The organism is Micromonospora vulcania (assembly GCF_042658605.1).
GTDB classification, from domain to species: Bacteria; Actinomycetota; Actinomycetes; order Mycobacteriales; family Micromonosporaceae; genus Micromonospora; species Micromonospora vulcania.
In genome coordinates, this window is record NZ_JBHSQS010000010.1 from 231106 (window position 1) to 256970 (window position 25865).

23 protein-coding genes, 1 pseudogene and 1 riboswitch are annotated in these 25865 nt (G+C 71.3%); of the genes and pseudogenes, 13 read left to right on the top strand and 11 right to left on the bottom strand.

Annotation, left to right across the window (positions count from 1 at the left end):
• Nucleotides 1-10 precede the first annotated feature (10 nt).
• The 5 genes from ACFQGL_RS18945 to ACFQGL_RS18965 are packed head-to-tail and all read right to left on the bottom strand — an operon-like array spanning nt 11 to nt 5590.
• The gene (locus tag ACFQGL_RS18945) at nt 11-778 is read right to left on the bottom strand and encodes a GTP-binding protein (protein WP_377513500.1); all 768 of its coding nucleotides are present in this window, start codon (nt 776-778) and stop codon (nt 11-13) included.
• Entirely contained in the window at nt 756-1247 is a 492-nt protein-coding gene (locus tag ACFQGL_RS18950) for a DUF742 domain-containing protein (RefSeq protein WP_377513501.1), read from the bottom strand. Before ACFQGL_RS18950 ends, ACFQGL_RS18945 begins: the two co-directional genes overlap by 23 nt.
• Nucleotides 1244-1717, bottom strand: coding sequence for a roadblock/LC7 domain-containing protein (locus ACFQGL_RS18955; protein WP_377513502.1), 474 nt, complete (start codon nt 1715-1717; stop codon nt 1244-1246). Before ACFQGL_RS18955 ends, ACFQGL_RS18950 begins: the two co-directional genes overlap by 4 nt.
• The gene (locus ACFQGL_RS18960) at nt 1714-4425 is read right to left on the bottom strand and encodes a sensor histidine kinase (protein WP_377513503.1); all 2712 of its coding nucleotides are present in this window, start codon (nt 4423-4425) and stop codon (nt 1714-1716) included. The genes ACFQGL_RS18955 and ACFQGL_RS18960 overlap by 4 nt, the downstream gene beginning before the upstream one ends.
• Nucleotides 4412-5590, bottom strand: coding sequence for a hypothetical protein (locus ACFQGL_RS18965; RefSeq protein ID WP_377513504.1), 1179 nt, complete (start codon nt 5588-5590; stop codon nt 4412-4414). The genes ACFQGL_RS18960 and ACFQGL_RS18965 overlap by 14 nt, the downstream gene beginning before the upstream one ends.
• A gap of 374 nt (nt 5591-5964) precedes the next feature.
• Between ACFQGL_RS18965 and ACFQGL_RS18970 the strand changes: the two genes are divergently transcribed.
• Complete coding sequence (locus ACFQGL_RS18970) at nt 5965-8763, top strand: alpha/beta fold hydrolase (protein ID WP_377513505.1); 2799 nt, start codon at nt 5965-5967, stop codon at nt 8761-8763.
• Nucleotides 8763-9659, top strand: coding sequence for an ABC transporter permease (locus ACFQGL_RS18975; RefSeq protein ID WP_377513506.1), 897 nt, complete (start codon nt 8763-8765; stop codon nt 9657-9659). The genes ACFQGL_RS18970 and ACFQGL_RS18975 overlap by 1 nt, the downstream gene beginning before the upstream one ends.
• An 84-nt stretch (nt 9660-9743) precedes the next feature.
• Here ACFQGL_RS18975 and ACFQGL_RS18980 read toward each other — a convergent pair whose 3' ends face one another.
• Together ACFQGL_RS18980 and ACFQGL_RS18985 are read right to left on the bottom strand one after the other, a co-directional pair.
• Nucleotides 9744-10790: a virulence RhuM family protein gene (locus ACFQGL_RS18980; RefSeq protein ID WP_377513507.1), complete on the bottom strand. Its 1047-nt coding sequence runs from the start codon at nt 10788-10790 to the stop codon at nt 9744-9746.
• A gap of 199 nt (nt 10791-10989) precedes the next feature.
• Complete coding sequence (locus ACFQGL_RS18985; RefSeq protein WP_377513508.1) at nt 10990-11649, bottom strand: DUF4232 domain-containing protein; 660 nt, start codon at nt 11647-11649, stop codon at nt 10990-10992.
• A 189-nt stretch (nt 11650-11838) separates the two neighbouring features.
• Between ACFQGL_RS18985 and ACFQGL_RS18990 the strand changes: the two genes are divergently transcribed.
• A complete protein-coding gene (locus tag ACFQGL_RS18990; protein ID WP_377513509.1) occupies nt 11839-12225 on the top strand; it encodes a sigma factor-like helix-turn-helix DNA-binding protein in 387 nt (128 codons plus the stop codon).
• Nucleotides 12222-12815, top strand: a complete 594-nt coding sequence (locus tag ACFQGL_RS18995; RefSeq protein ID WP_377513510.1) for a hypothetical protein — start codon at nt 12222-12224, stop codon at nt 12813-12815. Before ACFQGL_RS18990 ends, ACFQGL_RS18995 begins: the two co-directional genes overlap by 4 nt.
• Before the next feature lie 134 nt (nt 12816-12949).
• Here the strand turns inward: ACFQGL_RS18995 and ACFQGL_RS19000 are convergent, their stop codons facing one another.
• Both ACFQGL_RS19000 and ACFQGL_RS19005 read right to left on the bottom strand, forming a co-directional pair.
• The gene (locus ACFQGL_RS19000; protein WP_377513511.1) at nt 12950-13213 is read right to left on the bottom strand and encodes a hypothetical protein; all 264 of its coding nucleotides are present in this window, start codon (nt 13211-13213) and stop codon (nt 12950-12952) included.
• 112 nt (nt 13214-13325) lie between these two features.
• Nucleotides 13326-13856 carry a hypothetical protein gene (locus tag ACFQGL_RS19005; protein WP_377513512.1) on the bottom strand — a complete coding sequence of 177 codons (531 nt, stop codon included), beginning with the start codon at nt 13854-13856 and terminating at the stop codon, nt 13326-13328.
• 252 nt (nt 13857-14108) lie between these two features.
• On the opposite strand from ACFQGL_RS19005, the gene ACFQGL_RS19010 reads away from it, so the two are divergent.
• Together ACFQGL_RS19010 and ACFQGL_RS19015 are read left to right on the top strand one after the other, a co-directional pair.
• On the top strand, nt 14109-14348 hold the full coding sequence (locus ACFQGL_RS19010; protein WP_377513513.1) for a winged helix-turn-helix domain-containing protein: 240 nt from the start codon (nt 14109-14111) through the stop codon (nt 14346-14348).
• 205 nt (nt 14349-14553) lie between these two features.
• Nucleotides 14554-15188, top strand: a pseudogene (locus ACFQGL_RS19015) (IS5 family transposase); the annotation flags it as partial.
• 292 nt (nt 15189-15480) lie between these two features.
• Here ACFQGL_RS19015 and ACFQGL_RS19020 read toward each other — a convergent pair.
• Entirely contained in the window at nt 15481-15789 is a 309-nt protein-coding gene (locus ACFQGL_RS19020; protein ID WP_377513514.1) for an ArsR/SmtB family transcription factor, read from the bottom strand.
• A 91-nt stretch (nt 15790-15880) separates the two neighbouring features.
• On the opposite strand from ACFQGL_RS19020, the gene ACFQGL_RS19025 reads away from it, so the two are divergent.
• The 4 genes from ACFQGL_RS19025 (at nt 15881) to paaN (ending at nt 21360) form a co-directional block, all read left to right on the top strand.
• On the top strand, nt 15881-16864 hold the full coding sequence (locus tag ACFQGL_RS19025; protein ID WP_377513515.1) for a DMT family transporter: 984 nt from the start codon (nt 15881-15883) through the stop codon (nt 16862-16864).
• Between the two features lie 20 nt (nt 16865-16884).
• Nucleotides 16885-17020, top strand: a riboswitch (SAM riboswitch).
• Between the two features lie 10 nt (nt 17021-17030).
• Nucleotides 17031-18317, top strand: coding sequence for a threonine synthase (gene thrC / locus ACFQGL_RS19030; RefSeq protein ID WP_377513516.1), 1287 nt, complete (start codon nt 17031-17033; stop codon nt 18315-18317).
• A 300-nt stretch (nt 18318-18617) separates the two neighbouring features.
• A complete protein-coding gene (locus ACFQGL_RS19035; protein ID WP_377513517.1) occupies nt 18618-19637 on the top strand; it encodes a GNAT family N-acetyltransferase in 1020 nt (339 codons plus the stop codon).
• Between the two features lie 49 nt (nt 19638-19686).
• Nucleotides 19687-21360, top strand: coding sequence for a phenylacetic acid degradation protein PaaN (gene paaN / locus ACFQGL_RS19040; protein ID WP_377513518.1), 1674 nt, complete (start codon nt 19687-19689; stop codon nt 21358-21360).
• Between the two features lie 124 nt (nt 21361-21484).
• Here paaN and ACFQGL_RS19045 read toward each other — a convergent pair whose 3' ends face one another.
• A complete protein-coding gene (locus tag ACFQGL_RS19045) occupies nt 21485-22015 on the bottom strand; it encodes a GNAT family N-acetyltransferase (RefSeq protein ID WP_377513519.1) in 531 nt (176 codons plus the stop codon).
• A 320-nt stretch (nt 22016-22335) separates the two neighbouring features.
• Between ACFQGL_RS19045 and ACFQGL_RS19050 the strand changes: the two genes are divergently transcribed.
• The 3 genes from ACFQGL_RS19050 (at nt 22336) to groL (ending at nt 25815) form a co-directional block, all read left to right on the top strand.
• Nucleotides 22336-22539: a cold-shock protein gene (locus ACFQGL_RS19050; RefSeq protein WP_007073263.1), complete on the top strand. Its 204-nt coding sequence runs from the start codon at nt 22336-22338 to the stop codon at nt 22537-22539.
• Between the two features lie 103 nt (nt 22540-22642).
• Complete coding sequence (locus tag ACFQGL_RS19055; protein ID WP_377513520.1) at nt 22643-23920, top strand: hypothetical protein; 1278 nt, start codon at nt 22643-22645, stop codon at nt 23918-23920.
• A gap of 272 nt (nt 23921-24192) precedes the next feature.
• Nucleotides 24193-25815, top strand: a complete 1623-nt coding sequence (groL, locus tag ACFQGL_RS19060; protein WP_377513521.1) for a chaperonin GroEL — start codon at nt 24193-24195, stop codon at nt 25813-25815.
• Nucleotides 25816-25865 lie beyond the last annotated feature (50 nt).

A 25865-nucleotide genomic window follows, 5' to 3' on the forward strand; every position in this document is an offset into this window, starting at 1 on the left:
GCCGGTCGGCTCAGGCCCTCCTGTCCCGGGTGGCCCGGTCCAACGCCCGGTCCAGGACGACCAGGAGGGCGTCCCGCACCGAGAGCCGATCCCGGGCGTCGAACTGCACCAGGGGCACATGGTCACCGATGGCCAGCGCCCACCGGATCTCGCCGAGTTCCAGGGCCAGCCGCCCGTCGAAGGCGTTGACCCCGACCACGAACGGCAGCCCGGCCCGCTCGAAGAAGTCGATCGCCGGAAAGCAGTCGTCCAGCCGGGAGCTGTCGACCACCACGAGCGCGCCGAGCGCACCCCGGGCCAGGTCCTCCCACATGAAGCCGAACCGGGCCTGCCCCGGAGTGCCGAACAGGTAGAGCTTCAGACTCCGGTCGATGGTCACGCAACCGAAGTCCATCGCGACCGTGGTGGTGGTCTTCGTCGACCTGGCCCCCGGGTCGTCCACGCCGATGCCGGCGCTGGTCATCTCGGCCTCGGTGGTCAGCGGCGCGATCTCCGAGATCGCCCCGACCGTGGTGGTCTTGCCGACGCCGAACCCGCCGGCAATCAGGATCTTGACGGGGATCGGTGGTGCGGCCGGCGACCGTTCCGCCGGCGGCGTCGACCCTGCGCCGACCGGCGGCCGGTACGGCGGCGGTGGCGGTGGCGGCGCGACCGGCTGCCCGGCACGCCCGGGCGTGGGACCGGTGCCCGGCGACGTGCCGTAGCGGGCCGCGGCGCTGTTGCCGGCGAGCCCCCCGAGCGGGGCGACCGGCCATTCAGGAGATCGCACGGAGTCCATCAATCACTCGCAGGATGAGGTTGGGGTCATAGGCGGCGGCGTCGGCGTCGGTGACGTGCACGTCCAGGTGCCCGGCGGCACGCAGGTCGCAGACCAGGACCCGGGTCACGCCGAAGTGCAGCCGGGTCCGGGCCGAGAGCTCGGCCACCGAGATCGGCTCGGTGCAGAGCGCGATGATCGCCTGGAGCTCGGGCGCCAGCAGCGCGGCCGGCGCACCGGTCCATCGGCTGCCGTCCGGACGGGCGGTCACCTGCGTCTCCAACCCGATCGCCGGATCCGTGCCGGTCACCCGGCCCGAGGTGAGCACGAACGGCCGGGGGCCGGACGGCCCGCCGCCGTCCGGCTCCGACTCGGGCGGCACCGGTGTCGCCGGTACGCCGCCGCCAGTCGTGGACGGCGTACGCAGGTACGGGCGGATCCGAGCCCCGGGTTCCGGGTCCGGATCCTCGCCGGCGACGTCGGGGGTCATTGCTGGACGGCGTTCTTCAGCTCGACGATCAGCCGTGGAGTGAGGGCGCCACCGGCGCGTCCGGCGAAGAGCGTCATCTCGTACGCGACGGTGCCCAGGTTGGCCGACCGGTCGGCGACCACCCCGAGCACGGAACCGCTGCTGATGGCACTGATCAGTAGGTAGCCGTCGGCCATGTCGACGATCACCCGGTTCAGGCCGCCGAGCGCGTACCAGCTGGCCGCGCCGCCGGCGAGGCTGGTCATGCCGGAGACCACGGCGGCCAACCGCTCCGCGTTGGACCGGTCCTTGATCGCCGACATGGCCATCAGCAGCCCGTCCGAGGAGACCGCGATCGCCTCCAGTACCCCGGCGGTGCTGGAGGTGAAGGAGTCCAGGAGCCAGTTGAACGTGCGGGCCTCCGGGCTGAGGTCGCCGGTGGGGCCGGACGGGCTCTGGTCGACGTTGTCGTGCAGGAAGGGGCTGGTCACCGTGATGATCCTTCTTCGTTCCGGCGGTCGGGGCTGACTTCGCGGAGGGCGCGGGCGACGCCCGCCTCGTATTCGGTGATGAGGTCGCGGACCTCGGCCGGGTCGCCGAGGTGCGGGCTGGCGGGCTGGCCGGGCGGGGCGACGGTGAGATTCGCCCCGGGGACCCGGCGACTCAGCCGGGGTCGGCCCTGCGTGCCCCCGGCGCTGTTGGCGTTGGCCACCGCGGGGCCGAGCCCGCCCGGCGTGGCGGGCAGGTCGACCGTCAGGCTCGGGTCGAGCATCGGCTCGGCGCTGGACGGCGGGTCGACGACGGTCCGCATCGACCAGTGCCCGACCGGGCGGCCGGGTGCCGTCGGCGAGTCCAGTTCCGCCCGGCGTACGCCGGCCTGGAACGCCTCGACCAGCGCGCGGGCGGCGGCCGGGTCGGCGCTGGTGGCGTCCACCGGCCCGACCGGTGTGGCGGTGACGTGCAGGCTGGCGCCCGGTACCCGTTGCCGGACCGGTGGGCCGGGGGTGGCGATGCCGGCACCGGCGATGCCCGGTCCGGCGCCGGGTGCCCCGCGACCAGGTCGGCGCGGGAGGCCGGATTCGGTGGCCGGGAGATCGGGCGCGGCGAACGGCGGAGTGGCGGCGGCCGGAGTGCTGATCTCCGGGCCGGCAGTCCCGGTGCCGAACGCGTCCCAGGACTCGGCGGACTCCAGGCTACGGGTGGCCCGGCTGAGCAGGTCCGAGGCGAAGCCGGCGGGGGTGGCCGTGGCGGCGAGGGATCGCGTACCCCGGGCGGGTTCGAGGACGGCCGGCGGACGCCGGTCCGGTACGGCGGCCCGGGCCACGGCGGCACCCGCCCGGTCCGCGCGGCGTACCACCAGCGACGCCGGTGGGATCTCCAGCTGGGCGGTCACGCCGCCGCCGGTGGTGGCGGCCAGACTCGCCGCCCAGCCGTGCCGGCGGGCCAACCGGCCCACCACGAAGAGGCCGAGCACCTCGGTCGGCGCCAGGTCGAGGCGTTCCCGCCGGGTGAACCGGGCGTTCTCCTCGGTCAACCGTTGCTCGGTCATGCCGATGCCGTGGTCCGTCACGGTGATCCGGGCGCCGAGCCCGACGACCTCACCGGTCACCAGCACCCGGGTGTGCGGCGGCGAGAAGACGGTGGCGTTCTCCATCAGCTCGGCCAGCGCCAACACGAGGTCACCGACCACCGCCGGTGCGGCCGAGATACCCGTCGGCACCTGCACGTCCACCCGGGTGTAGTCCTCGATCTCGCCGAGCGCCAGGCGGACCACGTCGGACAGCGGCACCGGCGCGGTGTGCGCGTCGGCCCCGGCCGAACCGGACAGCACCACCAGGCTGCCGGCGTTGCGGCGCAGTCGGCTGGAGATGTGGTCGAGCCGGTACAGGTGCTCCAACCGGCCAGGGTCGGCCTCCTGCTGCTCCAGTCGGTCGATCAGCGCGATCTGCCGGCCCACCAGATTCTGGGTACGGCGTCCGACGTGCCCGAACATCTGCGCCACGTTGCGCCGGCCGGCGACCTGCCGCTCGACCAGCTGGGCCGCCGTGCTCTGCACCCGGTCGAAGGCGCGGGCCAGGTCGCCGATCTCGTCGCTGGCCCGGATGTCCACCGGGTCCAGCCGGACCGGCTGGGCGGTCTCCGCCTCGTCGTCGGCGACCCGGACCAGTTCCGCTTCGGCGACCCGGGCGACCCGGTCCGCGGAGCGGGTGAGTCGGGTCAACGGCCGGGACACCGTCTGGGCGACCGCCGCGCTGAGCAGCACCACCAGCGCCAGGATGACGGTTGCCCCGCTACCCACCAGGTACGCGGCGGTGAGTGCCCGCCGCTGCTCGGCGGTCACCTCGGCGAGTACGTCGGCGACCAGCTTCTTCTCCACGAACTGGCCGAGCCGGATCATCGAGCGGACGGAGGGGAAGAGCGCCTCCATCGGCACGTCCCGGATCGCGCCCGCCGGATCCCGGCTGCTGGTGATCAGGAAGTCGGAACTGGTACGGGCGGCCACGGCCACGTCGTTGAGCTGCGCGACCTTCAACTGTTCGGGTGTGATCAGGCTGCGGAACCGCTGGTTGTCCACCTGGAGGGCGGCGATGCAGGCCACGTACCGGGCGCTGGCCTGCGGGCTGTCGGTCGCCTTGACCAGCACGATCAGGGTGGCGCAGGCGCCCAGCCCCTCGTCGGCGCGCAGCAGCCCGTCCAGGGCCAGCACCTGACGGCCCGGCAGGGTGTCGGTGTTCACGCTGAACGCCAGCCGCAGCGACTCGATGATCCCCTTGTTGACCGGGCCGAACGCGTCGATCACCTGCACCGGGCTCACGGCCCGGGACAGTACGGCGGTTCGCATGTCGATGAGGCTGGACACCCCGTCCAGGGCGTGATCCACCCGATCGGTCAGCGCGTCGCTGCCCTCGGCCCGCAGATCGGCCACCCGGTCGTCGACGTCGGTGGTCTTGCGGACCAGCTCGCCACGGTCCACCCGGCCGAGCAGGAAGCCGACCGAGAGGATGCGCTCCTGCTGGAGGTCCTGAACCAGGCTGCCGACCCGGCTGGCGACCCGTACCCGTTCGGCGATGTCGTCGGCGCGCTGCGCCGCGGCCACCCGTTCGAGCACCGCGGGCACGGCGAGGCCGACCATGCTGAGCAGGGGGATCACCACGAGCAGTGCCAGCTTGCCGCGGATCCGGAGCCTACCGAGCAGCATCGAAGGACCCCCACTGGGCGGATTCCGCTTCCGGCGCCGCGCCGATGGGTTGCAGCGGCCGCGGGTCGTAGCTCGTTGGTTGCCAGGGGTCGCCCGGCGGTCGGGTGTCGGAGTTTTCCGTGGGTGGTGCGGGCATGGCGGCCCGGCGGTGGGCCCGACGGCTGGCGGCGATCAGCAGCGCGGCGAGCCAGCCCAGCAGCAGCACGGCGGCCGCCCCCGCCCCGGTGGTCACCCAGCGGTCCCGGTCGATCCCGTCGATCCGCTCGGCCAGCAGGGCGTCCAGCTCGCTGAGGATGACCGGCTGGAGCTGCCGGGCGGCGGCCTGCGTGTTGAGTCGGGCGGCGGCCAGCTGACCCGGGTCCACCGTGCCGGTCGCGGGGGCCGGGGCCGAGTACGCGGCCAGCGCCTCCACCGAGCGCTGGTAGGTGTCCAGCGGGGTCAGCACGTTCGCGCCCAGGTCGGTGCTCTCCGAGCTGTCCACGGCGGAGCGCAGGTTGTCCACCACGTCGGTGGCGGGCGCCAGGGCGGCCACCCGGAGGCTGCTCAGCTCGATCAGGCTGCGGGTCCGCTCGGCAGCCGGCCGCCCTGCGGCGAGCGTGACCAGGTCGGCGAGCCGGCCGGCGGACACCACCGCCTCGGGCAGTTCCTCGCCGGCGCTGTCCTGCAGGAAGAAGGAGTCCGCGCCCGCGTCGCGTACCAGCCCGGAGCTCTCCCGGACCTTGCGGTGCAGGGCCAGCAGCAGGTCGGTGACCTCGCCGTACGCCGTGTAGGCGGATTCCGGGTCGGTGGGACGGCGGTCGCGCAGCGCCTCCAGCTTGGCCCGTAGCCCGGCCCAGCGCTCCTGGCTGCGTAGGTCGCTGCCGATCCGGGAGTCCACCGCGGCGGCCTCCTCGACCGCGCGGGTCAGCGCCTCCCCGGAGGCGGGGCGGCCGCTCACCGCGGCGGACTGGGCGTCCACCAGCGCGTCGGTGACCGGCGCGAGGGCGCGGAGGTACTGCACGCCCAGCCGTTCCCGGGCGGCCAGGTCCCGGTCGTCGCCGCTCTGCCGCCAGGTCTGCGCGAAGAGCAGGCAGACCGGTGCCAGCAGCGCGACGACGAGCAGCAGCGGCAGCAGCCGGCCCAGCACGGACGTCCGTCGACGGACCCGCGGCGCGGGGACTGTCATGGTGTGTCTCCTCCGGCGTCGGGCGGGGGGTCGGCACGGTGGCGGGTTCGCCGACGGGTCCCGTGCACCGGACCGGAAAACTAACCGAACCTCCGCAGGTCGTTCGGCTGTCGGTGAGTCAGGTTTGCGTCAGTTCGAGCGATGTCACCGATCGTCCGGCTTTTCTGCACGCTGAGTTCCGCCGGTGGGTCTGACATGGAGGGATCGAGGGGGATATCCGCCGAAGATCGGAATTTACGGGATCCGAAGTCAACTCACTGGGCCGCGCCGGACGCTACGCGGTCGCACCCCACCCGGTCGCCGAACGGAGCAACCGGACGAACGTACGGCGGATCTCAGCCAATGCTCAGACTGTGGGCCGTACCGTGTGCCGCATGAGATCGCCCTCGCCGGCCGCGTGGTTCCGGCGTGCCCTGCCCACCCGCCGCCGCGTGATCGCCGCGACGGCCGGCGTTGTGCTGCTGGCAGCCGCCGTGACCTGGGCGGTCTGGCCGCAGGGGTCGGGCGTCCGCACCGAGACCGCGATGCTCACCGTCCGCTCCGGCCCGGCCGGCGACCAGCCGGTGAGCCTGGACACCACCTTCTACCTGCCGTCCGACGCGTCGTCCGGTCGCAGGGTGCCGGCGGTGCTGTTGGCGCACGGGTTCGGCGGCACCAAGGAGTCGGTGCGGTCGGACGCGAAGGAGTTCGCCGCGCGTGGGTACGCGGTGCTCACCTGGACCGCCCGGGGCTTCGGCCGCAGCGGTGGCGAGATCCACCTGGACAGCCCGGACTACGAGGTGCGCGACGCGTCGCGGCTGCTCGACTGGCTGGCCGCCCGGCCGGAGGTGCGCACCGACGCCTCGGGTGATCCCAAGGTCGGCGTGGTCGGCGGCTCGTACGGCGGGGCATTGGCGCTGCTACTGGCCGCCCAGGACCCCCGGGTGGACGCGATCGTCCCGATGATCACGTGGAACGACCTGCCCCGGGCGTTCCTGCCCGAGAGCACCGGCGCAGCGCCGACCGAGGGCGTGTTCAAGAAGGGCTGGGCGGGTCTCTTCTTCGGTGGGGGCGGCAACACGGGCACCGGTCCCGGTGTCGGCGCCCCGACCGGCACCGCCTCCGCCGGCATCGTGTCCGCCGGCACCGCCGACCCGTCCTGCGGCCGGTTCGCCGCCGACGTGTGCGCCGCGTACCTGCGGATCGCCACCGCCGGCCGTGCCGACCAGGCCGCCGTGGACCTGCTGCGCCGGTCCAGTCCGGCCGGCGTACTGGACCGGATCAAGGCGCCCACCCTGCTGGTGCAGGGCGAGGCGGACACCCTCTTCCCGCTCGGCGAGGCGGACGCCAACGCGCGCGGCATCGCCGCCACCGGCACCCCGGTACGGGTCGCCTGGTTCACCGGCGGCCACGACGGCGGCACCGGCCCCCGCTCGGACGAGGACCGGGTGAAGTTCCTGACCGTCCAGTGGCTCGACCACTACGTCAAGGGTCAGGGCGACGCGCCCGGCGACGACTTCACCTGGTCGCGGATCGCCGGCTTCGACGCGCTCGACCGGGGTCTGGTCGCCACCGGCTTCCGCAGGGCCGACTACCCGGGCCTGACCGGCAGTGCCCGCCGGGAGGTCACGGTCGCCGGGCCGGCTCAGCCGATCGCGAACCCGCCGAACGGCAGCCCCGCCGCCATCTCCTCGGTGCCGTTCGCCGGCGGGTTCGCCTCCCTGCTGGACGGCGTGGCCGGCGACGTGCCCGGTCAGCACGCCCGGTTCGAGTCAGCGCCGTTGACCGAGGCGGTGGACGTCGCGGGTGCCCCCACCGTCACCCTGCGCGCCGCGTCACCGACCGGCGAGGCTGTGCTCTTCGCGAAGCTCTACGACGTCGACCCGGACGGCGCGGCGACGCTGCCGAACGGGCTGGTCGCCCCGGTCCGGCTCACCGGCCTGCCGCAGCGGGTGCAGGATGCCCGCCCGGTCACCGTGACGCTGCCCGGGATCGTCCGCCGGGTCGAGGCCGGCCACCGGCTGCGCCTGGTCGTGGCCAGCTCCGACCAGGCGTACACCACGCCGGCCCAGCCCACCGTCTACACGGTGGCGGCGGACGGCGCGGTCAGCCTGCCCACGGTCACCGGCGAGCCGATCCCCACCGCGGCGACCGTCTGGCGCTGGGTGCTCGCCGGCCTGCTCGCCGCCATCGCGATCGGCCTCGTCGTGGTCGTGGCCGTGGTCCGCCGCCGGCACCGCCGGCAGGATCGTTCCGTGCATCCGGAGTACGCGGGCACGCCGCTGGCCGTGCGCCGACTGCGCAAGGAGTACGCGGACGGCTTCGTCGCGGTGTCCAACGTGGACTTCGAGGTGCACCCCGGTCAGGTGGTGGGTCTGCTCGGGCCGAACGGCGCCGGCAAGACCACCACCCTGCGGGTGCTGATGGGCCTGACCCAGCCGACCGCGGGGGAGATCTACGTCTTCGGCCGCCGGCTGGTACCCGGCTCGCCGGTGCTCTCCCGGATCGGGGCGCTGGTGGAGGGGCCCGGTTTCCTGCCGCACCTGTCCGGCCTGGAGAACCTCCGGGCGTACTGGCGGGCCACCGGCCGACCAGCCGCCGACGCCCACTTCGACGAGGCCCTGGAGATCGCCGGGCTCGGCGACTCGGTGCACCGGAAGATCAAGAACTACAGCCACGGGATGCGCCAGCGGCTGGCCATCGCCCAGGCCATGCTCGGCCTGCCGGAGCTGCTGGTGCTGGACGAACCGACCGACGGGCTCGACCCGCCGCAGATCGCCGAGATGCGCCGGGTGCTCCAGCGGTACGCCACGGACGGACGGGCGGTGCTGGTCTCCAGCCACCTGCTGGCCGAGGTGGAGCAGACCTGCACGCACGCGGTGGTGGTCAACAAGGGCCGGATCGTGGCGTCCGGGCCGGTGGAGGAGATCGTGGGCGAGTCGCCGAGCGTGCTCTTCGACGTCACCGACCCGGTGGCCGCGCGGGCGGTGCTGGACCGGCTGCACGGCGTCCGGGTGCTGCCGGAGAGCGACGGGCAGTTGGTGGTCGACACCAACGGCACGGCCCGCAGCGAGGTGGTGGCCGAGCTGGTACGCGCCGGCATCGGGGTGGACCGGGTGGTGCCCCGGCGGCGTCTGGAGGACGCGTTCCTCGCCCTGGTGGGCGACAACTCTCGGGGAAGCGGTGACCGCTGATGGCTGGCTCTTCTGTCGAGACGCCGATGGGCGTCACCGACCCGGCCGGCGCGGCCCGGGGCTACCGACCGTCAGCGACCATGCCGTTCGGCGCGGAGTTCCGGCGGCAGGCGTCCCGGCGGCGGACCCAGCTGGCGCTCGGGTTCATGGTGCTGCTGCCGCTGATCATCCTGATCGCCTTCCAGTTCAACTCCGGTGGCGACGACGACAACGGCAACAACGAGTTCGCCAGCCTGGTCGACCTGGCCACCTCCGGCGGGCTCAACTTCACGCTGTTCGCCATCTTCGTGTCGGCGTCGTTCCTGCTGGTCGTGGTCGTCGCGCTGTTCTGCGGCGACACGGTGGCCAGCGAGGCGAGCTGGGGCAGCCTGCGCTACCTGTTGGCGATCCCGGTGCCCCGGGCCCGGCTGCTCACCGTGAAACTGGTGGTCGCGCTCGCGTACTCGGGGCTGGCCCTGGTGTTGCTCGCCGGCACCGCACTGGCCGCCGGCACCCTGCGGTACGGCTGGTCGCCGCTGCGCAGCACGGTCGCCGCCGAGCTGGAGCCGACCGAGGGGCTGCTCCGACTGCTGGCCGTGCTCGGCTACCTGGCGGTCGTACTCCTGGTGGTGGCCGGGCTGGCGTTCCTGTTGTCGGTGACCACGGACGCCGCGCTGGGCGCGGTCGGCGGCGCGGTGTTGCTGTGGATCCTGTCCAGCATCCTGGACCAGATCACCGCCCTCGGCGCGCTGCGCGACTTCCTGCCGACCCATTTCAGCACCGCCTGGCTGGGGCTGCTCTCCACTCCGGTGCAGACCGACGACGTGGTACGCGGCTGCATCTCGGCGATCAGCTACGCCACGCTGTTCTGGGGACTGGCCTTCTGGCGCTTCACCCGCAAGGACGTCACCAGCTGAAGGACGGGCACCTCGGTGCCGCCCCATCGCGCTTCGGCCGGGACAATGTCGGTGGCGCTACCGTCGCACGATGGCTGCCAGGGCCTACGTGGCACCGTCTGGCGATCCTTCGCCGAGTCGGCGGTCGCGGCGCTCGATCTCCAGGAGGTCAGTCAGGTCCTGCTCCTCCTGATGACGCGCCTCCTGCGCCTGCTTCACACGTCGCCGCTGGTCGTAGTCGGCGTACACCTGCCCGACCCGCGCCTCGGCGGCAGTGGCCGAGACCCCACCGGGGCCGCCCAACACCTGCCGTTCGTTGAAGGTCAGGAACGCGTCGGCACGCTGGACCCACTCCGCCATGAGGATCTGCTGACGGCGGCGTGCCCGATCTTCGGCGAAGTCGAGGAACATCGTCGTCAGGCGGTTCAGCTCGCTGATCTCGTCTGCGGTCAGGTAGTTCTTGGAGATGGTGACGTCCGCCTTGCGTACCTGCGGGCCGCGCCAACTGGTCAAACCCATGGTCGGCGATCCCGCGTCGGCCCGCTTCACCATCAGCTCGCCAGCGGTTTGGCCCGTGACCGCGTAGAGCAGCTTGTTCTGAATGGTGGCGAAGAACGTCTTGGCGGTGTCGCTGGTGCCGGAGTAGTCGGCGCTGGTGGTGGCGAAGATGTCGCGGACCTTCTGGTAGAAGCGCTTCTCCGATGCGCGGATGTCGCGGATGCGTTCGAGTAGCTCATCGAAGTAGTCCGCAGCCGCGACATCCTTCAGTCGCTCATCCTGCATGGCGAAGCCCTTGACCAGGTACTCCGCCAGTACGGTCGTTGCCCACTGACGAAACTGCACCGCGCGGGGAGTGGTTACCCGATAGCCGACGGCCAAGACCATGTCCAGGTTGTAGACCTTGACTTCGCGTCGCACCTGTCGCGTGCCCTCGGTGCGAACCATCAACTCAGAGTTGATAGTTGCCTCGGTCACCTCTTCGTCGGCCAGCACCCGGAACACGATCTGCCCGATGTTCTGCACGGAGGTGCCGTACAACTCCGCCATCTGTGCCTGTGTCAGCCAGATCGTCCCCTTGGTTGCCCGCAGTTGGACTACCGAACCGCCGTCGTCGGCGCGGTAGAGGATCAGTTCGGCAGCAGGATCAGTCACCGCGCTCCCTCATGCTGTTGCTGCCGGGACATTTCTCGGCAACCCGACCGGCTCACCGCCGCCCGCCGTACGGCATTGTTTCTGGCCGGCTGCCCCGGTTCCAGCACTGAGCTGTCCTCGCGTCGCGTGTTGGGCGAGATGGACGGCCAATGTTCTGGGGGCTGGCGCGTTCTGGCGCTTCACCCGCAAGGGCGTGACCTCATAGCCGACCGTCGGGCGGGCTGGTCGTCGACGGTGGCGCGCTCGGCACCGGAGGCGGGGCGGGCTGCGTCGGCACCGGCGCGGCCGGGTCGGCCTTCTGCCAGGCACTGACGCCGATCCGGCCGGTGGTGCCCAGGTCGATCGGGCCGTCCGGGTCGACCTCGGTGGCCGGTTGCCCGGCGACGGGGGCGACCAGCAGGAACTCCCCGTTGCTGGCCGGCGCGGTCGCTTCGGTGACCAGGTTGCGCCAGAGCACCGCGGCGGTCGCCCGCTCACCCGTCTGCAGCGTGACTGGCCGAGGCGGCTGGTCGAAGCCCGAGGTGATCTCCTTCGCCCCGTTCACCACCCGCAGCATGATCGGCTCGCGCTGCTCGTCCAGCACGCGCAGCGCCGGGTAACCGTTGAGCTGGTACGGGCGTTCGCCGCAGTTGACCAGCTCCAGGCCCAGGGCGCGTAGGCCCATGGCGGCGTCCGACCCGGTCGACGTGATCCGTACGCCCGACTCCGGGCACGCGGCCGGCTGGCTGACCGACGTGGACGGCACCGGGCTGACCCCGTCCGGCGGGCCGTCGTCGTCCCGCGCCGCCTCGCATCCCGTGGCGAGCACCACCACGACCGCGAGTGCCGAGCCGACCGTCCCAGATCGCCGAGAAACCATCCGACGATCTTCACACCTGGTTTTCTCCATGCGAATCTGGGCCGTGGGTAAGTGGCCCGGCGGGCTCAGGCGTGTACGGGACGTGGGACATGAGCAAGCACAGTTCGCAGAGTTCTACCGGGTCCACCGCGCGGCCTGCGTAAAGGCTGTGGTGGCCGGCCGGGCGATCGTCAGGGTGCCGAAGACCTGGTGGCCGAGGCGTTCACCAGGGCCTGGATGTCCTGGCGGAAGGTCAGTCGACACCCCGCCCCGCATGCCTGGGTGGTGCGTACCGCTCTGAACCTGCGGGTGTCGGCGTGGCGGCGGCGTCGCCGCGAGGTCGCCCTCGACGGACACGACGTGGTGGTCGGCCCGGACAGCGCAGGCGTGGACGCCACGCTGATGGCAGCGCTCCGGCGGCTCCCCGCCCGCCAACGCGAGGTGATCGCGCTGCGGGCGTTCCTGGACCTGGACACCCAGACCACCGCTCAGGTGCTCGGCATTGCGGCGGGAACTGTCACCGCTCACCTGTCCCGGGCCGTCGCGGCGCTGCGCGGCCAACTCGTATCCGCCGAATCCCAGGAGGTCACGCAGTGAGAGAGCAGGACGTACTTCGCGCGGTGTCGGACGGCCTCTCCGGCCTGGACCTGGCGAAGCCGGCCGAGGAGATCATCGCTGAGGGCACTTCGCGCCGCCGTCGGCGGATGGCCACGGCGACCGTGGCCGCGGTGGCGCTCGCCGCCGGTCTGGCTGTCGGCGTACCGGCGCTGATGAGTCCGAAGCCCGCCACCTCGCCGACCGCGCAGCGGCCGACCAGCGCCGCCCCGGTGCCGGCGAGTCTGCCCCCGACGCAGCTGGTCGGCTTCACCGTCGTCAGCAACCCCAACGGCACGGTGACCCTCACGCTGTCCGACAAGCAGCTCGCCGACCCGGGCGAGGTCCGCAGGGCGCTCGCCGAAGCCGGCGTACCGGCGGAGGTCAGGGTCGAGTCGCACTGCTACTCCCTGCCGTCCCCGCCCGGCCTGGACAAGGTCTTCCTCCCCAGCGCGAGCGCGGCCCTGGTGATCAAGCCGTCGGCGATCCCGAAGGGCGCGGTGGTGAGCATCGGATACCACGACCCCGCGACCAACGGTCCGATCAAATTCGGTCTCGCCTGGAAGGATCGGCTGGTCTGCAACAAGAACTGATCGTCCGCCAACCGTGGCTCCTGTCCCGCTCCGTCGCCCCCTCGCCCCGTCGATCATGGAGTTTTGGTGGGTGATAAATCGGCTGCTACAACTCAAAAGAGGCGCCACAACTCCATGATCGCCCTGGACTGGGCCTAAATGCGGCCCGGGGAGCAGGGCGGGGGGTGGTCGACCCGCTGGCCGCAGCGGGAGCCGCCGGGTAGCCGGTGGTCGCACCAGACACGAGTACGCAGGAACTGCTGGTCCTCCTCGCTGAGCGTCGTCTCGCCGAAGTCGATGACGGCCACGTGGCCGAGCGAGTCGCGGAGCGCCTCGGCCAGTACTCGTGCGCCGTCCAAGCTGGTCAGGGTGGTCGGCAGGTGCACGATCCAGCGGGGCTGCGTTTCGTACTCCGTCATTTTCCTCCTTCGGGGATGGCTGAGGCGGCGCCGAGGCGGGCGGGGTCGGCCGGCGGCCTCCCGGGTAGCGGCCGACCGGAGCCCGGCACCCGCCCCGGGCCTGCTGGTGGTTTCAAGTGGTTGGGGCTTCGGCTCCGGACAACCCCGCGGTGTACGACCCGAGCGCGCTCGCCGCCGACGTCAGGCTCTGCGCCATCAGGTCGAGCTGCTCGGCCGCCCGAAACCACTGACTGCTCGCCGTTTCGGCGACCGGGCCGTTGTCCGCCGTGTCGCGGAGTTGCTGCGCGGCTGCGGTGACCTGGGCCGGGTACTGCCCGATCCGCGTGGCCGTCGCGGTCAACTGCTCGCGGACCGTGTCGAGGGTCTCGACCAGGTCGGCGATCGTCGCGGACGTCTCGTGCCCAGCCTCGGCGCGAAGCATCTGAACCCCGTCACTGAGCTGTCGTTCCGCGTCGCCGGCCAGGTCGAGCGCGTCCTCGCCACTGCGCCGAGCCTGCCGGACCGCCGGGTGGGCGCAGCCCACGCTGGTGCGTTCCAGGAGTACGCGGGCGGCAGCGACCGCCAGGTACGTCTCGCGCAGCTCGGCGGTCACCTGCTCGACCGCCCAGAGCGCGCTCGCCGCAGGCACCGTGGAATTCGTCATTGGACCTCCTCGTCGAGGGAGTGGGTCGGGGTGCCGAGGCAGCGCCGCAACCAGCACAGACGGGGGTGTCTGAGCCACCTTGAGCGCTGCCTCGGCAAATCCGGGCGTACACCCGGTGTGTGAACCGACCCTGGTGCCAACCCGGGCGGCTCGCAGAAATGCTATTTCACCTAGTGACATAGGTCAACCATGTTCTTGAGGAGGACGCCTCTGGCGTGATCGGATGTGGCTGCCAACCCGGGAGGACCAGCTATGCCCGCGATCCCACTGAGCTATGCCGACATCGCTGCGGACATCACCGCCCGCATCGAGTCCGGCGAGTACCAGCCTGGTGCCAAGCTGCCGTCTTACGCCCAGATTGGCGATCTCTACTCGGTGTCGTTCTCCACCGCAGCGCGAGCGGTGGCTCTGCTCCGTGACCGGGGTGTCGTTGTTGGTGCGCCAGGCCGAGGAGTCTTCGTTCGGGATCGTCAGGTCGGCGGCAACAGCTAGATCATCCGGACGTAGGTCCGCAGGTTGTCCTTGGATCGCCGCAGCATGGTGCAGGCTTCTTCTACCGCCCCGCGCGCACCGGTCAGTTGGCCGTTGACCTGTTGCAGAAGCGCCTTAGAACTCCTAACGAAATGATGTTGGGCGTAACCCCGGGACGTGAGGGTCGTTCTGTCTGAACGTGAGGAGGGGTGAGCAACCGCCGTGGATCGTCTCGGACGACCTGTGGGCCGAGATCGAACCGCTGCTGCCACCTCGACCGCCTCGCCGGTACCGGTTCCCGGGCCGTAAGCCCCTCGATGACCGCAAGGTGCTGTGCGGGATCCTGTTCGTGCTCTACACCGCGATCCCGTGGGAGTACCTACCCCAAGAGCTCGGGTTCGGGTCGGGGATGACCTGCTGGCGCCGGTTACGGGACTGGAACGACGCCGGCGTGTGGCAACAACTGCACGAAGTCCTACTCGGCAAGCTCAGAGCCGCCGACCAACTCGACATGTCCCGGGCGGTGATCGACGGCTCCCACATCCGGGCGCTCAAAGGCGGCCCAAAACCGGGCCGAGCCCGGTCGACCGCCGCAAGCCAGGCTCGAAACACCACGTCATCACCGATGCGGGCGGCATCCCCCTCGCCGTCAGCCTGACCGGCGGCAACCGCCACGACGTCACTCAACTCCTGCCCCTGATCGACAAGATCCCACCGATCAAAGGCATCCGAGGCCGACCCCGGCAACGACCCCAGCGGATCTACGCCGACCGCGGCTACGACTTCGACAAGTACCGCCGTGAGTTACGAGCCAAGTGTCGGCGTACGGGTATATCGATGCAGATCACATGGTCTCGGACTTTGCCTGATCAAGAACAACGCCTTCCCGGCACGGGGCGGCGTAACGAGTCGTGATCGTCTCCGGACCTCGGTGATGTCGTAAACGATTCAGCCCGAGCCCGCGCGAGGGAAGGCGTCACCCGCGCAGCGCGAGAGCCGGGGGCGGCGGACGCCACGACGAGCGTTATGACGCAGAGGCATATTTATACCTGTGAGTCATATCGCTCGCCAGGAAGGTCGTTCCCGTGCGCGACACGCCGGTCCGACGTCCTGGCCAGGGCGTCTCCGGAAGACCGCGGTCAGCCCGCCCGGTCTACACGGCAGGGATGCGGGCGGTGAGGACCGCGTTCAGCAGGCCCGGGTAGAGCTTGTCCAACTCGTCCCGGCGGAGCCGGACGTAGCGGGTGGTGCCGGCGGCCCGGGTGCGGGTCAGGCCGGCCTCGCGCAGCACCTTGAGGTGGTGGCTGCGGGTCGCCTTGGAGACGCCGAACTCGAAGTTGCCGCAGGCGAACTCGCCGCCCTCGGCGAGTGCCCGCACGATCTGTAGCCGCACGTCGTCGGCCAGGGCGGCCAGCACAGCCGTGACCGGAACGTCGGGTAGGTCGGGTTCGTGCAGCTCCATGTGAGCAGTGTAACCCTTGTTCGACAATCATCGAACATAACCCTAGGGTCAGTGTCGTTGGTTCGAAGATACTCGAACATTGGAGCTGACGATGCGATCTCGCGCCGCCGCATTTCCGCTGCTCGCCGTGCTCAGTTGGGGGGTGATGTTCCCGGTCCTGGCCAGCGCGCTGAACTGGGTCGACCCGCTCAACCTGACCACCGCCCGCTATCTGCTGGCCGCCGTCATCCTGGTCGCCCTGCTGCTGCTCCGCGAGGGCACCGCTGCGCTGCGGACCGGCGGCCGGGCGGTCGAGGTGGCGGTGCTCGGTGTGGTCGGCTTCGCCGGCTTCAATCTGCTCACCAACCTGGCGCTCGAACATGCCGCCCCGCAACAGGTCTCCCTCTTCGTGGCCACCACGCCGGTGATCACCCAACTGGTCCGTTGGGCCCGTGACGGCGTACGCCCGAAGCCGCTCTTGCTGGCCCTCTCCCTGGTGGCGCTCCTCGGCGTCGGCCTGGTGATCACCCGCGGGAGCCTCGACGGGCTCGGGCAGTTCGGTCTCGGTGGGCTGATGATGATCGGCGCGGTGCTCGGCTGGGCGATCTACACCCACGGCGCCAGCCGGTTCGGCGCCTGGTCACCGCTGCGCTACACGACACTGACCGCGCTCGCCGGCACGGCCGCCCTGCTGGCCGCGAGCATCGGCGCCGACGCCGCCGGGTGGCAGCACGCGCCGGGCGCCGCCGACCTCGTGGCGGTCGCCCCGCAATTGGCGTACGCCGTGATCCTGGGCGCCGTGATCGCGGTGCTGGCCTGGAACACCGGGGTGCAGCGGCTCGGTGCCGCCAACGCGGCCCTGTTCATGAACCTGGTCCCGGTGACCACCTTCGTCGTGCAGATCGCCCGTGGCTACCGGCCGGAGCTGATCGAGCTGGCCGGGGCCGCCCTCACCATCGCCGCCCTGATCGCCGCGAACCTGGTGACCCGGGGGCGGACGAGCCGGGCTCCGGCGCTGCCCCCGTCGACCGCCGTGGTGGACCCGATCGCCGTGGTCGACCCGGTCGCGGTGGCCGCGGCGCGCGACGTTGCCTAGACTCGACGGCACAACTGAATACCTCATCCAGAGGGGCTGAGGGATACGGCCCGACGACGCCCCGGCAACCACCCCGCGCGCTCACCGCTGAGCGACCTGCGGGGCAGGTGCCAATTCCGTCCCCGCCGCACCGTGCGATGCGGGGAAAGATGAGAGGACTCTCGACATGACGTCGACGCTCGCCGCCCCCGGTATCGACACCACCGCCAGCCCCGCCCGCGCCCTGGTCTGCCGCGCCTGTTCGGCTCGCTACCCGCTCGCCGCCCAGCACGCCTGCTACGAGTGTTTCGGCCCGCTCGAGGTCGACTACGACACCGCCGCCCTGGCCACCGTCACCCGCGAGCAGATCGAGGCCGGCCCGAAGAACATCTGGCGGTACGCCGCGCTGCTCCCCGCCGGCCAGGACCCGGCCACCCGGGTGACCCTCGACCCGGGGCTCACCCCGCTGGTGGCGGCCCCGCACCTCGCCGCCGAGCTGGGCATCACCGCACCGCTCTGGGTCAAGGACGACAGCGCCAACCCGACCCACTCGTTCAAGGACCGGGTCGTCTCGGTGGCTCTCACCGCCGCCCGGGCGCTCGGTTTCCGGCGGTTCGCGTGCGCCTCGACCGGCAACCTGGCCAACTCGGTGGCCGCACACGCCGCCCGCGCCGGGGTGCCCTCGGTGGTCTTCATTCCCAGCGACCTGGAGCAGGGCAAGGTGATCACGACGGCGGTCTACGGCGGCGAGCTGGTCGCCATCGACGGCTCGTACGACGACGTGAACCGGCTCTGCGGTGAGCTGGTGGAGACCGACGAGTTCGAGGACACCGCGTTCGTCAACGTCAACGTCCGGCCGTACTACGCGGAGGGCTCCAAGACCCTCGGCTACGAGGTCGCCGAGCAGCTCGGCTGGCGGATCCCGGCCCAGGTGGTCATCCCGATGGCCAGTGGCGAGCTGCTCACCAAGATTGACAAGGCGTTCTCCGAGCTGGTCGAGATCGGCCTGGTAGAGGCGCCGGCCGGAGGTTGGAAGGTCTTCGGCGCCCAGTCCGCCGGCTGCAACCCGATCGCCACCGCCCTGCACGCCGACACCGACACCATCACCCCGGTCAAGCCCACCGGCATCGCCAAGTCGCTCAACATCGGCGACCCGGCCGCCGGCCTCTACGCCCTGGAGGCGGTCCGCCGCACGGACGGCTGGATGGAGTACGCCGACGACGACGAGATCCGCGCCGGCATCCGGCTGCTGGCCCGTACCACCGGCGTGTTCGCCGAGACCGCCGGCGGAGTGACCGTGGCGGTGCTGCGCAAGCTGGTCGAGTCCGGCCGGCTGGACCCGACGGCCGAGACCGTCGTGTTCAACACCGGCGAGGGCCTGAAGACCATCGACGCGGTGGCCGGCCAGGTCGGCCCGACCCACCAGATCAAGCCCTCCCTGCGCGCCGCCCGCGACGCCGGCCTCCTCGGCTGACCGCCGGGGGCCTTGCCAAGGGCTGGGTGGAGGATGGGGGATCGGGTGGATGGGGGAGGGGTGCGATCCGCCGGGTAACTGGGTTTTCGCTGTGAGTGTGGAAAACCCGCCGCTCTGGACTTGACGGCAGGAACCGGACGGCGCAAGATGCTCCGTGCGGGAGGGCAATCGCCGAAGACTTTTGAAGTTCTTGCGACCCAACGCCGGAGGCGTTGTGCGAGTGTCCCTCCCGACCACGTCCGATCGGGCCAGCGATTAAATCGCTGGCCCGATCGCTTTTTCGGGGTGCACGCTCAGGGCATGAGCATCACCATCGCGTCGTTCGACGGGGCCGACCGCGTTGCGGTCGACGAGGCGTACCGGATCGGAGCGGCGGCCAACGACGTCGATCTGCCGGACTTCCCGCCGTTCTGTCGGCGACGCTTCGACGCGCAGTTCCACACGCCGATGCCGGGCAGCGACGAGCTCTGGGCGTTGGCCCGGCTGGACGGTGTGCCGGCCGGCTATCTCCAACTGGACCTGCCGCAGCTCGACAACACCGACAACGCCACCGCCGAACTGGTGGTGCATCCCGAGCTGCGGCGGCGGGGCGTCGGTCGGGCGCTGCACGAGTACGGGGTGCGCCTGCTGCGCGAGCGGGGTCGAAAGCGGGTGCTCGGGATGGCCGTCGCCGCGCTGCCCGACGGGCCGGCCCGCCCGGCGGTGGGTGGCGCGTTCGCCGCCGCGATGGGCGCGCAGCCCGCGCTGGCCGAGGTACGCCGTCGGCTCCACATCGCCGAGATCGACCGGATCGCGCTGAGGGCGGCGCTGGCCGAGGCCCGCCCGCGGGCCGAGGGCTACCAGTCGGTCTGCTGGCGGGACGCCACCCCGCAGGAGTACGTGGCGGACATCGCCTACCTGGACGGCCGCCTGCACATGGACGCGCCCATGGGAGACGTGCAGTGGGAACCGGAGCAGGTGGACGCCGAGCGCATCCGTGGCAACGAACGGGCACTGGCCGCCCGGGGCCGTCGGCTCTACCACCTCGGGATGCGGCACGAGGAGTCCGGACGGCTGGTCGCCTGGACCCTGCTGGATGTCGGCGCCTCTGCCGACTGGCACGCCTTCCAGCAGATCACCCTGGTCGACCCGGCCCACCGTGGGCACCGGCTCGGCCTGATCGCCAAGGCGGAGAACCTGCACCACCTGCTCACTCACGAGCCGGCGGTACGCGTGATCGACACCTGGAACGCGGCCAGCAACAGTCACATGGTGGCGATCAACGAACGGCTCGGCTTCCGTCCGGTGGACTCCTGGGACAACTGGCAGCTCATCCTCTGACGGGTATTGGCGCTACTGCTCGCCGACCAGGCTCAGGCATGATGGCGGCATGACGGAGACCCCGCATCCCCTGTACGACAGGCACGCCGACACCCTCAACCGTGCGCTGACCGCGATCACGGAGCGGGGCTACTGGTCCGCCTATCCCGAGTCACCCAGCCCCCGGGTGTACGGCGAGAGCGCCGCCGCCGACGGCAAGGCCGCCTTCGAGGCGTACCTGGGTGGCGACTTCCCGCTCGACCAGCCGGGCATCGGCGACCGGGTGGCCACCGAGACCAGCCCTTTCGGGGTGGACCTGGCGGTGCGTTACCCGCACGCCGGCGCGGACGAGCTGGTCGCCGCCGGCACCGTCGCGCTGCCCGCGTGGCGGGACGCTGGCCCGCAGGCCCGGGTGGGGGTCTGCCTGGAGATTCTCGACCGGCTGCACAAGAACATCTTCGAGCTGGCCAACGCGGTGCAGTTCACCAGCGGGCAGGCGTTCGTGATGGCCTTCCAGGCCGGCGGCGCGCACGCGCTGGACCGGGCGTTGGAGGCGCTGGCGTACGCGTACGCCGAGATGACCCGGCACCCGGGGACGGCCGGCTGGGAGAAGTCCGCCGGCAAGGGTGACCCGCTTCGGATGATCAAGACGTTCCACGTGGTGCCGCGCGGGGTGGCGCTGGTGATCGGGTGCAACACCTTCCCGACCTGGAACTCGTACCCCGGGCTGTTCGCCTCGCTGGTCACCGGCAACCCGGTGATCGTCAAGCCGCACCCCCGCGCGGTGCTGCCGCTGGCGATCACGGTGAAGTACGCCCGGGAGGTGCTCGCCGAGGCCGGCTTCGACCCGAACCTGATCATGCTGGCCGCCGAGGCGCCCGGCGAGAAGCTCGCCAGCGACCTGGCCCTGCACCGGTCCGTGAAGATCGTCGACTTCACCGGCTCCACCGAGTACGGCGACTGGCTGGAGACGCACGCCCGGCAGGCCGCGGTCTACACGGAGAAGGCCGGGCTGAACACGGTGGTCATCGACTCCACCGACGACTTCGCCGGCATGTGCCGCAACCTCGGCTTCACGCTGACCCTCTACAGCGGCCAGATGTGCACCACCTCGCAGAACATCCTCATCCCGGCCGGCGGCATCGAGACCGACCAGGGGCACAAGAGCTTCGACGAGGTGGCCGGCGGGATCGCCGCGGCGGTCGGCAAGCTGACCGCCGACCCGGCCCGGGGCGTGGAGCTGACCGGCGCCATCGTCAACGACGGGGTGCTAGAGCGGCTGGCCGAGGTGACCAAGGTCGGTGAGCCGGTGCTGGAGTCGCGGACCGTGACCCACCCGGCGTACGCCGACGCGGTGGTGCGTACCCCGACCATCGTGAAGCTGGCCGCGGACGACGCCGAGACGTACGGCCGCGAGTGGTTCGGGCCGATCTCGTTCGCCATCGCCACCGACTCCACCGCGCACAGCCTGGAACTGCTGCGCCGGACGGTGGGGGAGAAGGGCGCGCTGACCGCCGGGGTGTACTCCACCGACGAGGCGGTGCTGGACGAGACCGAGGCGGTGGCGGTCGAGGTCGGGGTGCACCTGTCCTGCAACCTGACCGGCGGCGTCTTCGTGAACCAGTCGGCGGCGTTCTCCGACTTCCACGGCAGCGGTGCCAACGCGGCGGCCAACTCCGCGCTGACCGACGGGGCTTACGTCTCGAACCGGTTCCGGATCGTGCAGTCGCGGCGTCCCGTCTGAGGTCTTTGATCTTTGGTTGCGGTTGGGTTTCCGGGGCAGCCCGCCCCGCTCCGGGCGGTCAGGCTTGATCCCTGCGCGGGGCGGGCTGCCCCGGAAACCCTTCTGCGTACGGTGTCGCAGCAGGTCAGGCTTGGCGGCGCATGTGGAGTTCGGTCAGCGCGGGGATGGTCGGGTGCGGGACGCGTACCCCGGTGTCGGTGAAGCCCAGCCGCTGGTACGCCCGGTAGGCGCGGTCGTTGCCCACCACCACCTCCAGCAGCAACTCCGGCCGGCCGCAGGCCCGCGACCAGGCGGCCACCCCGTCGATCAACTCGCCGAGCAGCCCGCTGCCGCGCCAGGCGGGCGTGACGTACACGGCGTAGATCACGGTCACCCCCGGCTCGCGCGGCATGACCGTGCCACCGGCGTGCCCGGCGAACCGTCCGCCGGTATCCGCCACGAACTGCGCGGTGTCCGCACCCCGCGAGGTGTACGCCACCCGGGCGGCGTACTCGGCGTGTGGCCGGGCCGCGGCGTCGGCGATCGTCTCCAGGAAGGCCAGCGGCGCGTCGGCCAGCATCTCCAGCCGCAGCGCCCGCATCCGGGCCGCGTCCTCCGGCCGGATCCGACGGATCTCCGCCTGCCGTAGGGCGGTGCCGCCCGGATCGGTGCTCATGCCCGCATGCCTACCACAGAGGTACGCGACGTCTCCGGCCGTACTCGATCGCGGCGGGTCGCTTCCAACGCCCCACCGGCAATCACGCACGTAAATTCATGAGATCGAAAACCGTGCCGACCACTGCTGTCGGAAATGGTCTCGGGGTGCATCGGAATATGCCCGATTTGTGGTCGTGCGCGACCGTCACTCCTCGTGTAGCGTGCGATTTCGGTCACCCATTTCAGCGGCTGTCATCGATCGCTGGACCGGTGGTCCGAGGGCGCCGGCCCGTGCCGTGCGTCCGGCAGGGAACGCCGCGCAGAGTGAGGAAGTGCACCGTGGCACAGGGCACCGTGAAGTGGTTCAACGCCGAAAAGGGCTACGGCTTCATCGCCGTCGACGGCGGCCAGGACGTGTTCGTCCACTTCTCCGCGATCGAGATGGACGGCTACAAGGCGCTGGACGACGGTCAGCGGGTGGAGTTCGAGATCGCTCAGGGCCAGAAGGGCCCGCAGGCGGAGCGGGTCCGCGTCGTCGCCTGAGGCGTCCCCCTCGCCTGCTCCGGTCGCCCGCGCGTCGGGGCTGCGCTGAGGGCACACACCCGGGAAGATCGTGAGCCGTTCCAGCCGATGCTGAGGAGGGTTCATGACCGACCAGCCACCCCCGCCCCCGCCGTCTCCCGGGCCGGGGGAACCAGGCCCCTCCGACCCGAACCAGGCCGGTGCCAGCTATGGCCCGCCGCCCGGCTCTGGCGAGCCCGGTTATGGCCCGCCGCCCGGCTCTGGCGCGCCCGGTTATGGCCCGCCGCCCGGCTCTGGCGCGCCCGGCTGGGGCCCGCCGCCGGGTTCCGGCGCGCCCGGCTATGGCCCGCCGCCGGGCTGGGGCCAGGGCGGCCAGGGCGGTCCGCCGCCGGCTTGGGACCCTGCCCAGGGCGGCTGGGGTACGGCTGGTTCACCGCCGCAGGGCTGGGCGTACCCGCCCACCGGCGGCTACCCGCCCGGGGCCGGTCCCTACGGTGGCCAGCCGTGGTACCCGGGGGCGCAGGTCGGCTGGTATCCACCCGGCCACGGGTTCGACCCGAACGACGCCCTGGTCACTCCGCCCGGCGCCGGGATTGGTGGCTGGTTCGCCCGCTGCGGTGGCGCACTACGTCGGGGCTGGCGCCTGCTGGTGCCCATCGCGCTGCTCACCCAGGTGCTGCCGGCGGCGGTGCTCTCGGTGATCTCCCTGGGCGTGGATCCGTCGGCCGAGTGGGCGGCCCAGGCCGGGCCTGATCCGGCGACGGCCGGGCTGCCGGACAACTTCGTCGCCGGGCTGGCGACCGTCTTCGCCGTGGCGTTCGGTGGCAGCCTGCTGCTCGGACTCGTGCAGGCGGTGGGTTGGGCCGCCGGCAGTTGGGTGATCACCCGGCAGGCGACCGGCGAGCAGGTCGACCTCGGCACGGCGCTGCGCTACGGCGTGCGGCGGGCGCTCGGGCTGTGGGGCTGGACCCTGCTGATCAGCGTGATCATCGGTGTGGGCGCCTGCTTCTGCATCCTGCCGGGCATCTATCTGGCCTTCGCGCTGAGCATGGCCGGGCCGGTCTACCTCTTCGAACGGCAGAACCCGATCGGCCGGTCGTTCCGGATGTTCCACGACCGGCTGGGTCTGCTGCTCGGCCGGGTGGCGCTGGTGGCCGCGGCCGTGATCATCGGCACCCTGGTCCCGTCGGTGCTGGAGTCGGTGGGCGCCGCTCCGTTCGGTGAGGACCCGCTCGCGTCGCCGGGAGCCGCGGCCGGTGTGGTGGTGGTGATCGCGATCACCGCGGTGCTGGCCCTGCCGGCTCACCTCGCCCAGTTGATCGGTCTGCTGGTGACGTACGCCGAGCAGCGGGCTCATGAGGCACCGGTGAACAGCGCCGGGCTGGCCGCCGAACTCGGCTGAGCGGCTCCATCGTGCTTGCACTCGGCAGGGGAGAGTGCTAAACAAGTCATTGGCACTCGCATACCGTGAGTGCCAATGGTCGGGACGGTGGGGCCAGGGTCGCACCGGCGTGGAGACGCCGGGGTGACACATGGCCGGTCGTCGCGGGCTATCCGGCCCGGCCGAAGGACGTCGTCGTCGCCAGGTGGCGACGTCCCAAGGTGCGTACACCAGGCGGCCCATCCGGGACACACACTCGGGTGGCCCGTGAGTGTCCAGGAGGACAACGCCGTATGGCCAAGATGATCGCGTTCGACGAAGAGGCGCGCCGCGGCCTCGAGCGGGGCATGAACCAGCTCGCCGACGCCGTTAAGGTGACCCTCGGCCCCAAGGGCCGCAACGTCGTGCTCGAGAAGAAGTGGGGTGCCCCCACCATCACCAACGATGGTGTGAGCATCGCCAAGGAGATCGAGCTCGAGGACCCGTACGAGAAGATCGGCGCTGAGCTGGTCAAGGAGGTCGCCAAGAAGACCGACGACGTTGCCGGTGACGGCACGACGACGGCGACCGTCCTGGCCCAGGCCCTGGTTCGCGAGGGCCTGCGCAACGTGGCCGCTGGCGCCAACCCGATGGCCCTGAAGCGGGGCATCGAGGCTGCGGTCGCGAGTGTCTCGGAGGAGCTGTCCAAGCTCGCCAAGGACATCGAGACCAAGGAGCAGATCGCCTCCACCGCCTCCATCTCCGCTGGCGACAGCACCGTCGGCGAGATCATCGCCGAGGCGATGGACAAGGTCGGCAAGGAAGGCGTCATCACCGTCGAGGAGAGCAACACCTTCGGGCTGGAGCTGGAGCTCACCGAGGGTATGCGCTTCGACAAGGGCTACATCTCGGCCTACTTCATGACCGACCCGGAGCGTATGGAGGCCGTCTTCGACGACCCGTACATCCTGATCGTCAACAGCAAGATCTCGTCGGTGAAGGACCTGCTCCCGATCCTGGAGAAGGTCATGCAGTCGGGCAAGCCGCTGCTGATCATCGCCGAGGACCTGGAGGGCGAGGCCCTGGCCACCCTGGTGGTCAACAAGGTTCGGGGCACCTTCAAGTCGGTCGCCGTCAAGGCGCCGGGCTTCGGTGACCGCCGCAAGGCCATGCTGACCGACATCGCCATCCTCACCGGTGGCCAGGTCATCAGCGAGGAGGTCGGCCTCAAGCTCGACGCCGTCGGCGTCGACATGCTGGGCCACGCCCGCAAGGTCGTGGTGACCAAGGACGAGACCACCATCGTCGACGGTGCCGGCGACGCCGAGCAGATCCAGGGTCGGGTCAACCAGATCCGGGCCGAGATCGACAAGAGCGACTCCGACTACGACCGGGAGAAGCTGCAGGAGCGGCTGGCCAAGCTGGCCGGCGGCGTTGCGGTGATCAAGGTCGGCGCGGCCACCGAGGTCGAGCTGAAGGAGCGCAAGCACCGCATCGAGGACGCCGTTCGCAACGCGAAGGCTGCCGTCGAGGAGGGCATCGTCCCGGGTGGTGGCGTCGCGCTGGTGCAGGCCGGCAAGACCGCCTTCGACAAGCTGGACCTGGTCGGCGACGAGGCGACCGGTGCCAACATCGTCAAGGTGGCGCTGGACGCCCCGCTGCGGCAGATCGCCGTCAACGCCGGCCTCGAGGGCGGCGTCGTGGTGGAGAAGGTCCGTAACCTCGAAGCGGGTCACGGCCTCAACGCCGCCAACGGCGAGTACGTCGACCTGCTGGCCGCGGGCATCATCGACCCGGCCAAGGTGACCCGGTCGGCGCTGCAGAACGCCGCTTCCATCGCGGCGCTCTTCCTCACCACCGAGGCCGTCGTGGCGGACAAGCCGGAGAAGACCCCGGCCGCCCCGGCTGGTCCGGGTGGCGGGGACATGGACTTCTGAGTCCAGATTTCCGATACGGAACGGGGCGGGCCGCTTTCGCGGTCCGCCCC

What these genes read in the sequence shown, in the direction of transcription:
- ACFQGL_RS18945 (WP_377513500.1), bottom strand. Translation starts at nt 778, where the DNA reads ATGGACTCCGTGCGATCTCCTGAATGGCCGGTCGCCCCGCTCGGGGGG.
- ACFQGL_RS18950 (WP_377513501.1), bottom strand. Translation starts at nt 1,247, where the DNA reads ATGACCCCCGACGTCGCCGGCGAGGATCCGGACCCGGAACCCGGGGCT.
- ACFQGL_RS18960 (WP_377513503.1), bottom strand. Translation starts at nt 4,425, where the DNA reads ATGCTGCTCGGTAGGCTCCGGATCCGCGGCAAGCTGGCACTGCTCGTG.
- ACFQGL_RS18965 (WP_377513504.1), bottom strand. Translation starts at nt 5,590, where the DNA reads ATGACAGTCCCCGCGCCGCGGGTCCGTCGACGGACGTCCGTGCTGGGC.
- ACFQGL_RS18970 (WP_377513505.1), top strand. Translation starts at nt 5,965, where the DNA reads ATGAGATCGCCCTCGCCGGCCGCGTGGTTCCGGCGTGCCCTGCCCACC.
- ACFQGL_RS18975 (WP_377513506.1), top strand. Translation starts at nt 8,763, where the DNA reads ATGGCTGGCTCTTCTGTCGAGACGCCGATGGGCGTCACCGACCCGGCC.
- ACFQGL_RS18985 (WP_377513508.1), bottom strand. Translation starts at nt 11,649, where the DNA reads ATGGTTTCTCGGCGATCTGGGACGGTCGGCTCGGCACTCGCGGTCGTG.
- ACFQGL_RS19000 (WP_377513511.1), bottom strand. Translation starts at nt 13,213, where the DNA reads ATGACGGAGTACGAAACGCAGCCCCGCTGGATCGTGCACCTGCCGACC.
- ACFQGL_RS19005 (WP_377513512.1), bottom strand. Translation starts at nt 13,856, where the DNA reads ATGACGAATTCCACGGTGCCTGCGGCGAGCGCGCTCTGGGCGGTCGAG.
- ACFQGL_RS19010 (WP_377513513.1), top strand. Translation starts at nt 14,109, where the DNA reads ATGCCCGCGATCCCACTGAGCTATGCCGACATCGCTGCGGACATCACC.
- ACFQGL_RS19020 (WP_377513514.1), bottom strand. Translation starts at nt 15,789, where the DNA reads ATGGAGCTGCACGAACCCGACCTACCCGACGTTCCGGTCACGGCTGTG.
- ACFQGL_RS19025 (WP_377513515.1), top strand. Translation starts at nt 15,881, where the DNA reads ATGCGATCTCGCGCCGCCGCATTTCCGCTGCTCGCCGTGCTCAGTTGG.
- thrC (WP_377513516.1), top strand. Translation starts at nt 17,031, where the DNA reads ATGACGTCGACGCTCGCCGCCCCCGGTATCGACACCACCGCCAGCCCC.
- ACFQGL_RS19035 (WP_377513517.1), top strand. Translation starts at nt 18,618, where the DNA reads ATGAGCATCACCATCGCGTCGTTCGACGGGGCCGACCGCGTTGCGGTC.
- paaN (WP_377513518.1), top strand. Translation starts at nt 19,687, where the DNA reads ATGACGGAGACCCCGCATCCCCTGTACGACAGGCACGCCGACACCCTC.
- ACFQGL_RS19045 (WP_377513519.1), bottom strand. Translation starts at nt 22,015, where the DNA reads ATGAGCACCGATCCGGGCGGCACCGCCCTACGGCAGGCGGAGATCCGT.
- ACFQGL_RS19055 (WP_377513520.1), top strand. Translation starts at nt 22,643, where the DNA reads ATGACCGACCAGCCACCCCCGCCCCCGCCGTCTCCCGGGCCGGGGGAA.
- groL (WP_377513521.1), top strand. Translation starts at nt 24,193, where the DNA reads ATGGCCAAGATGATCGCGTTCGACGAAGAGGCGCGCCGCGGCCTCGAG.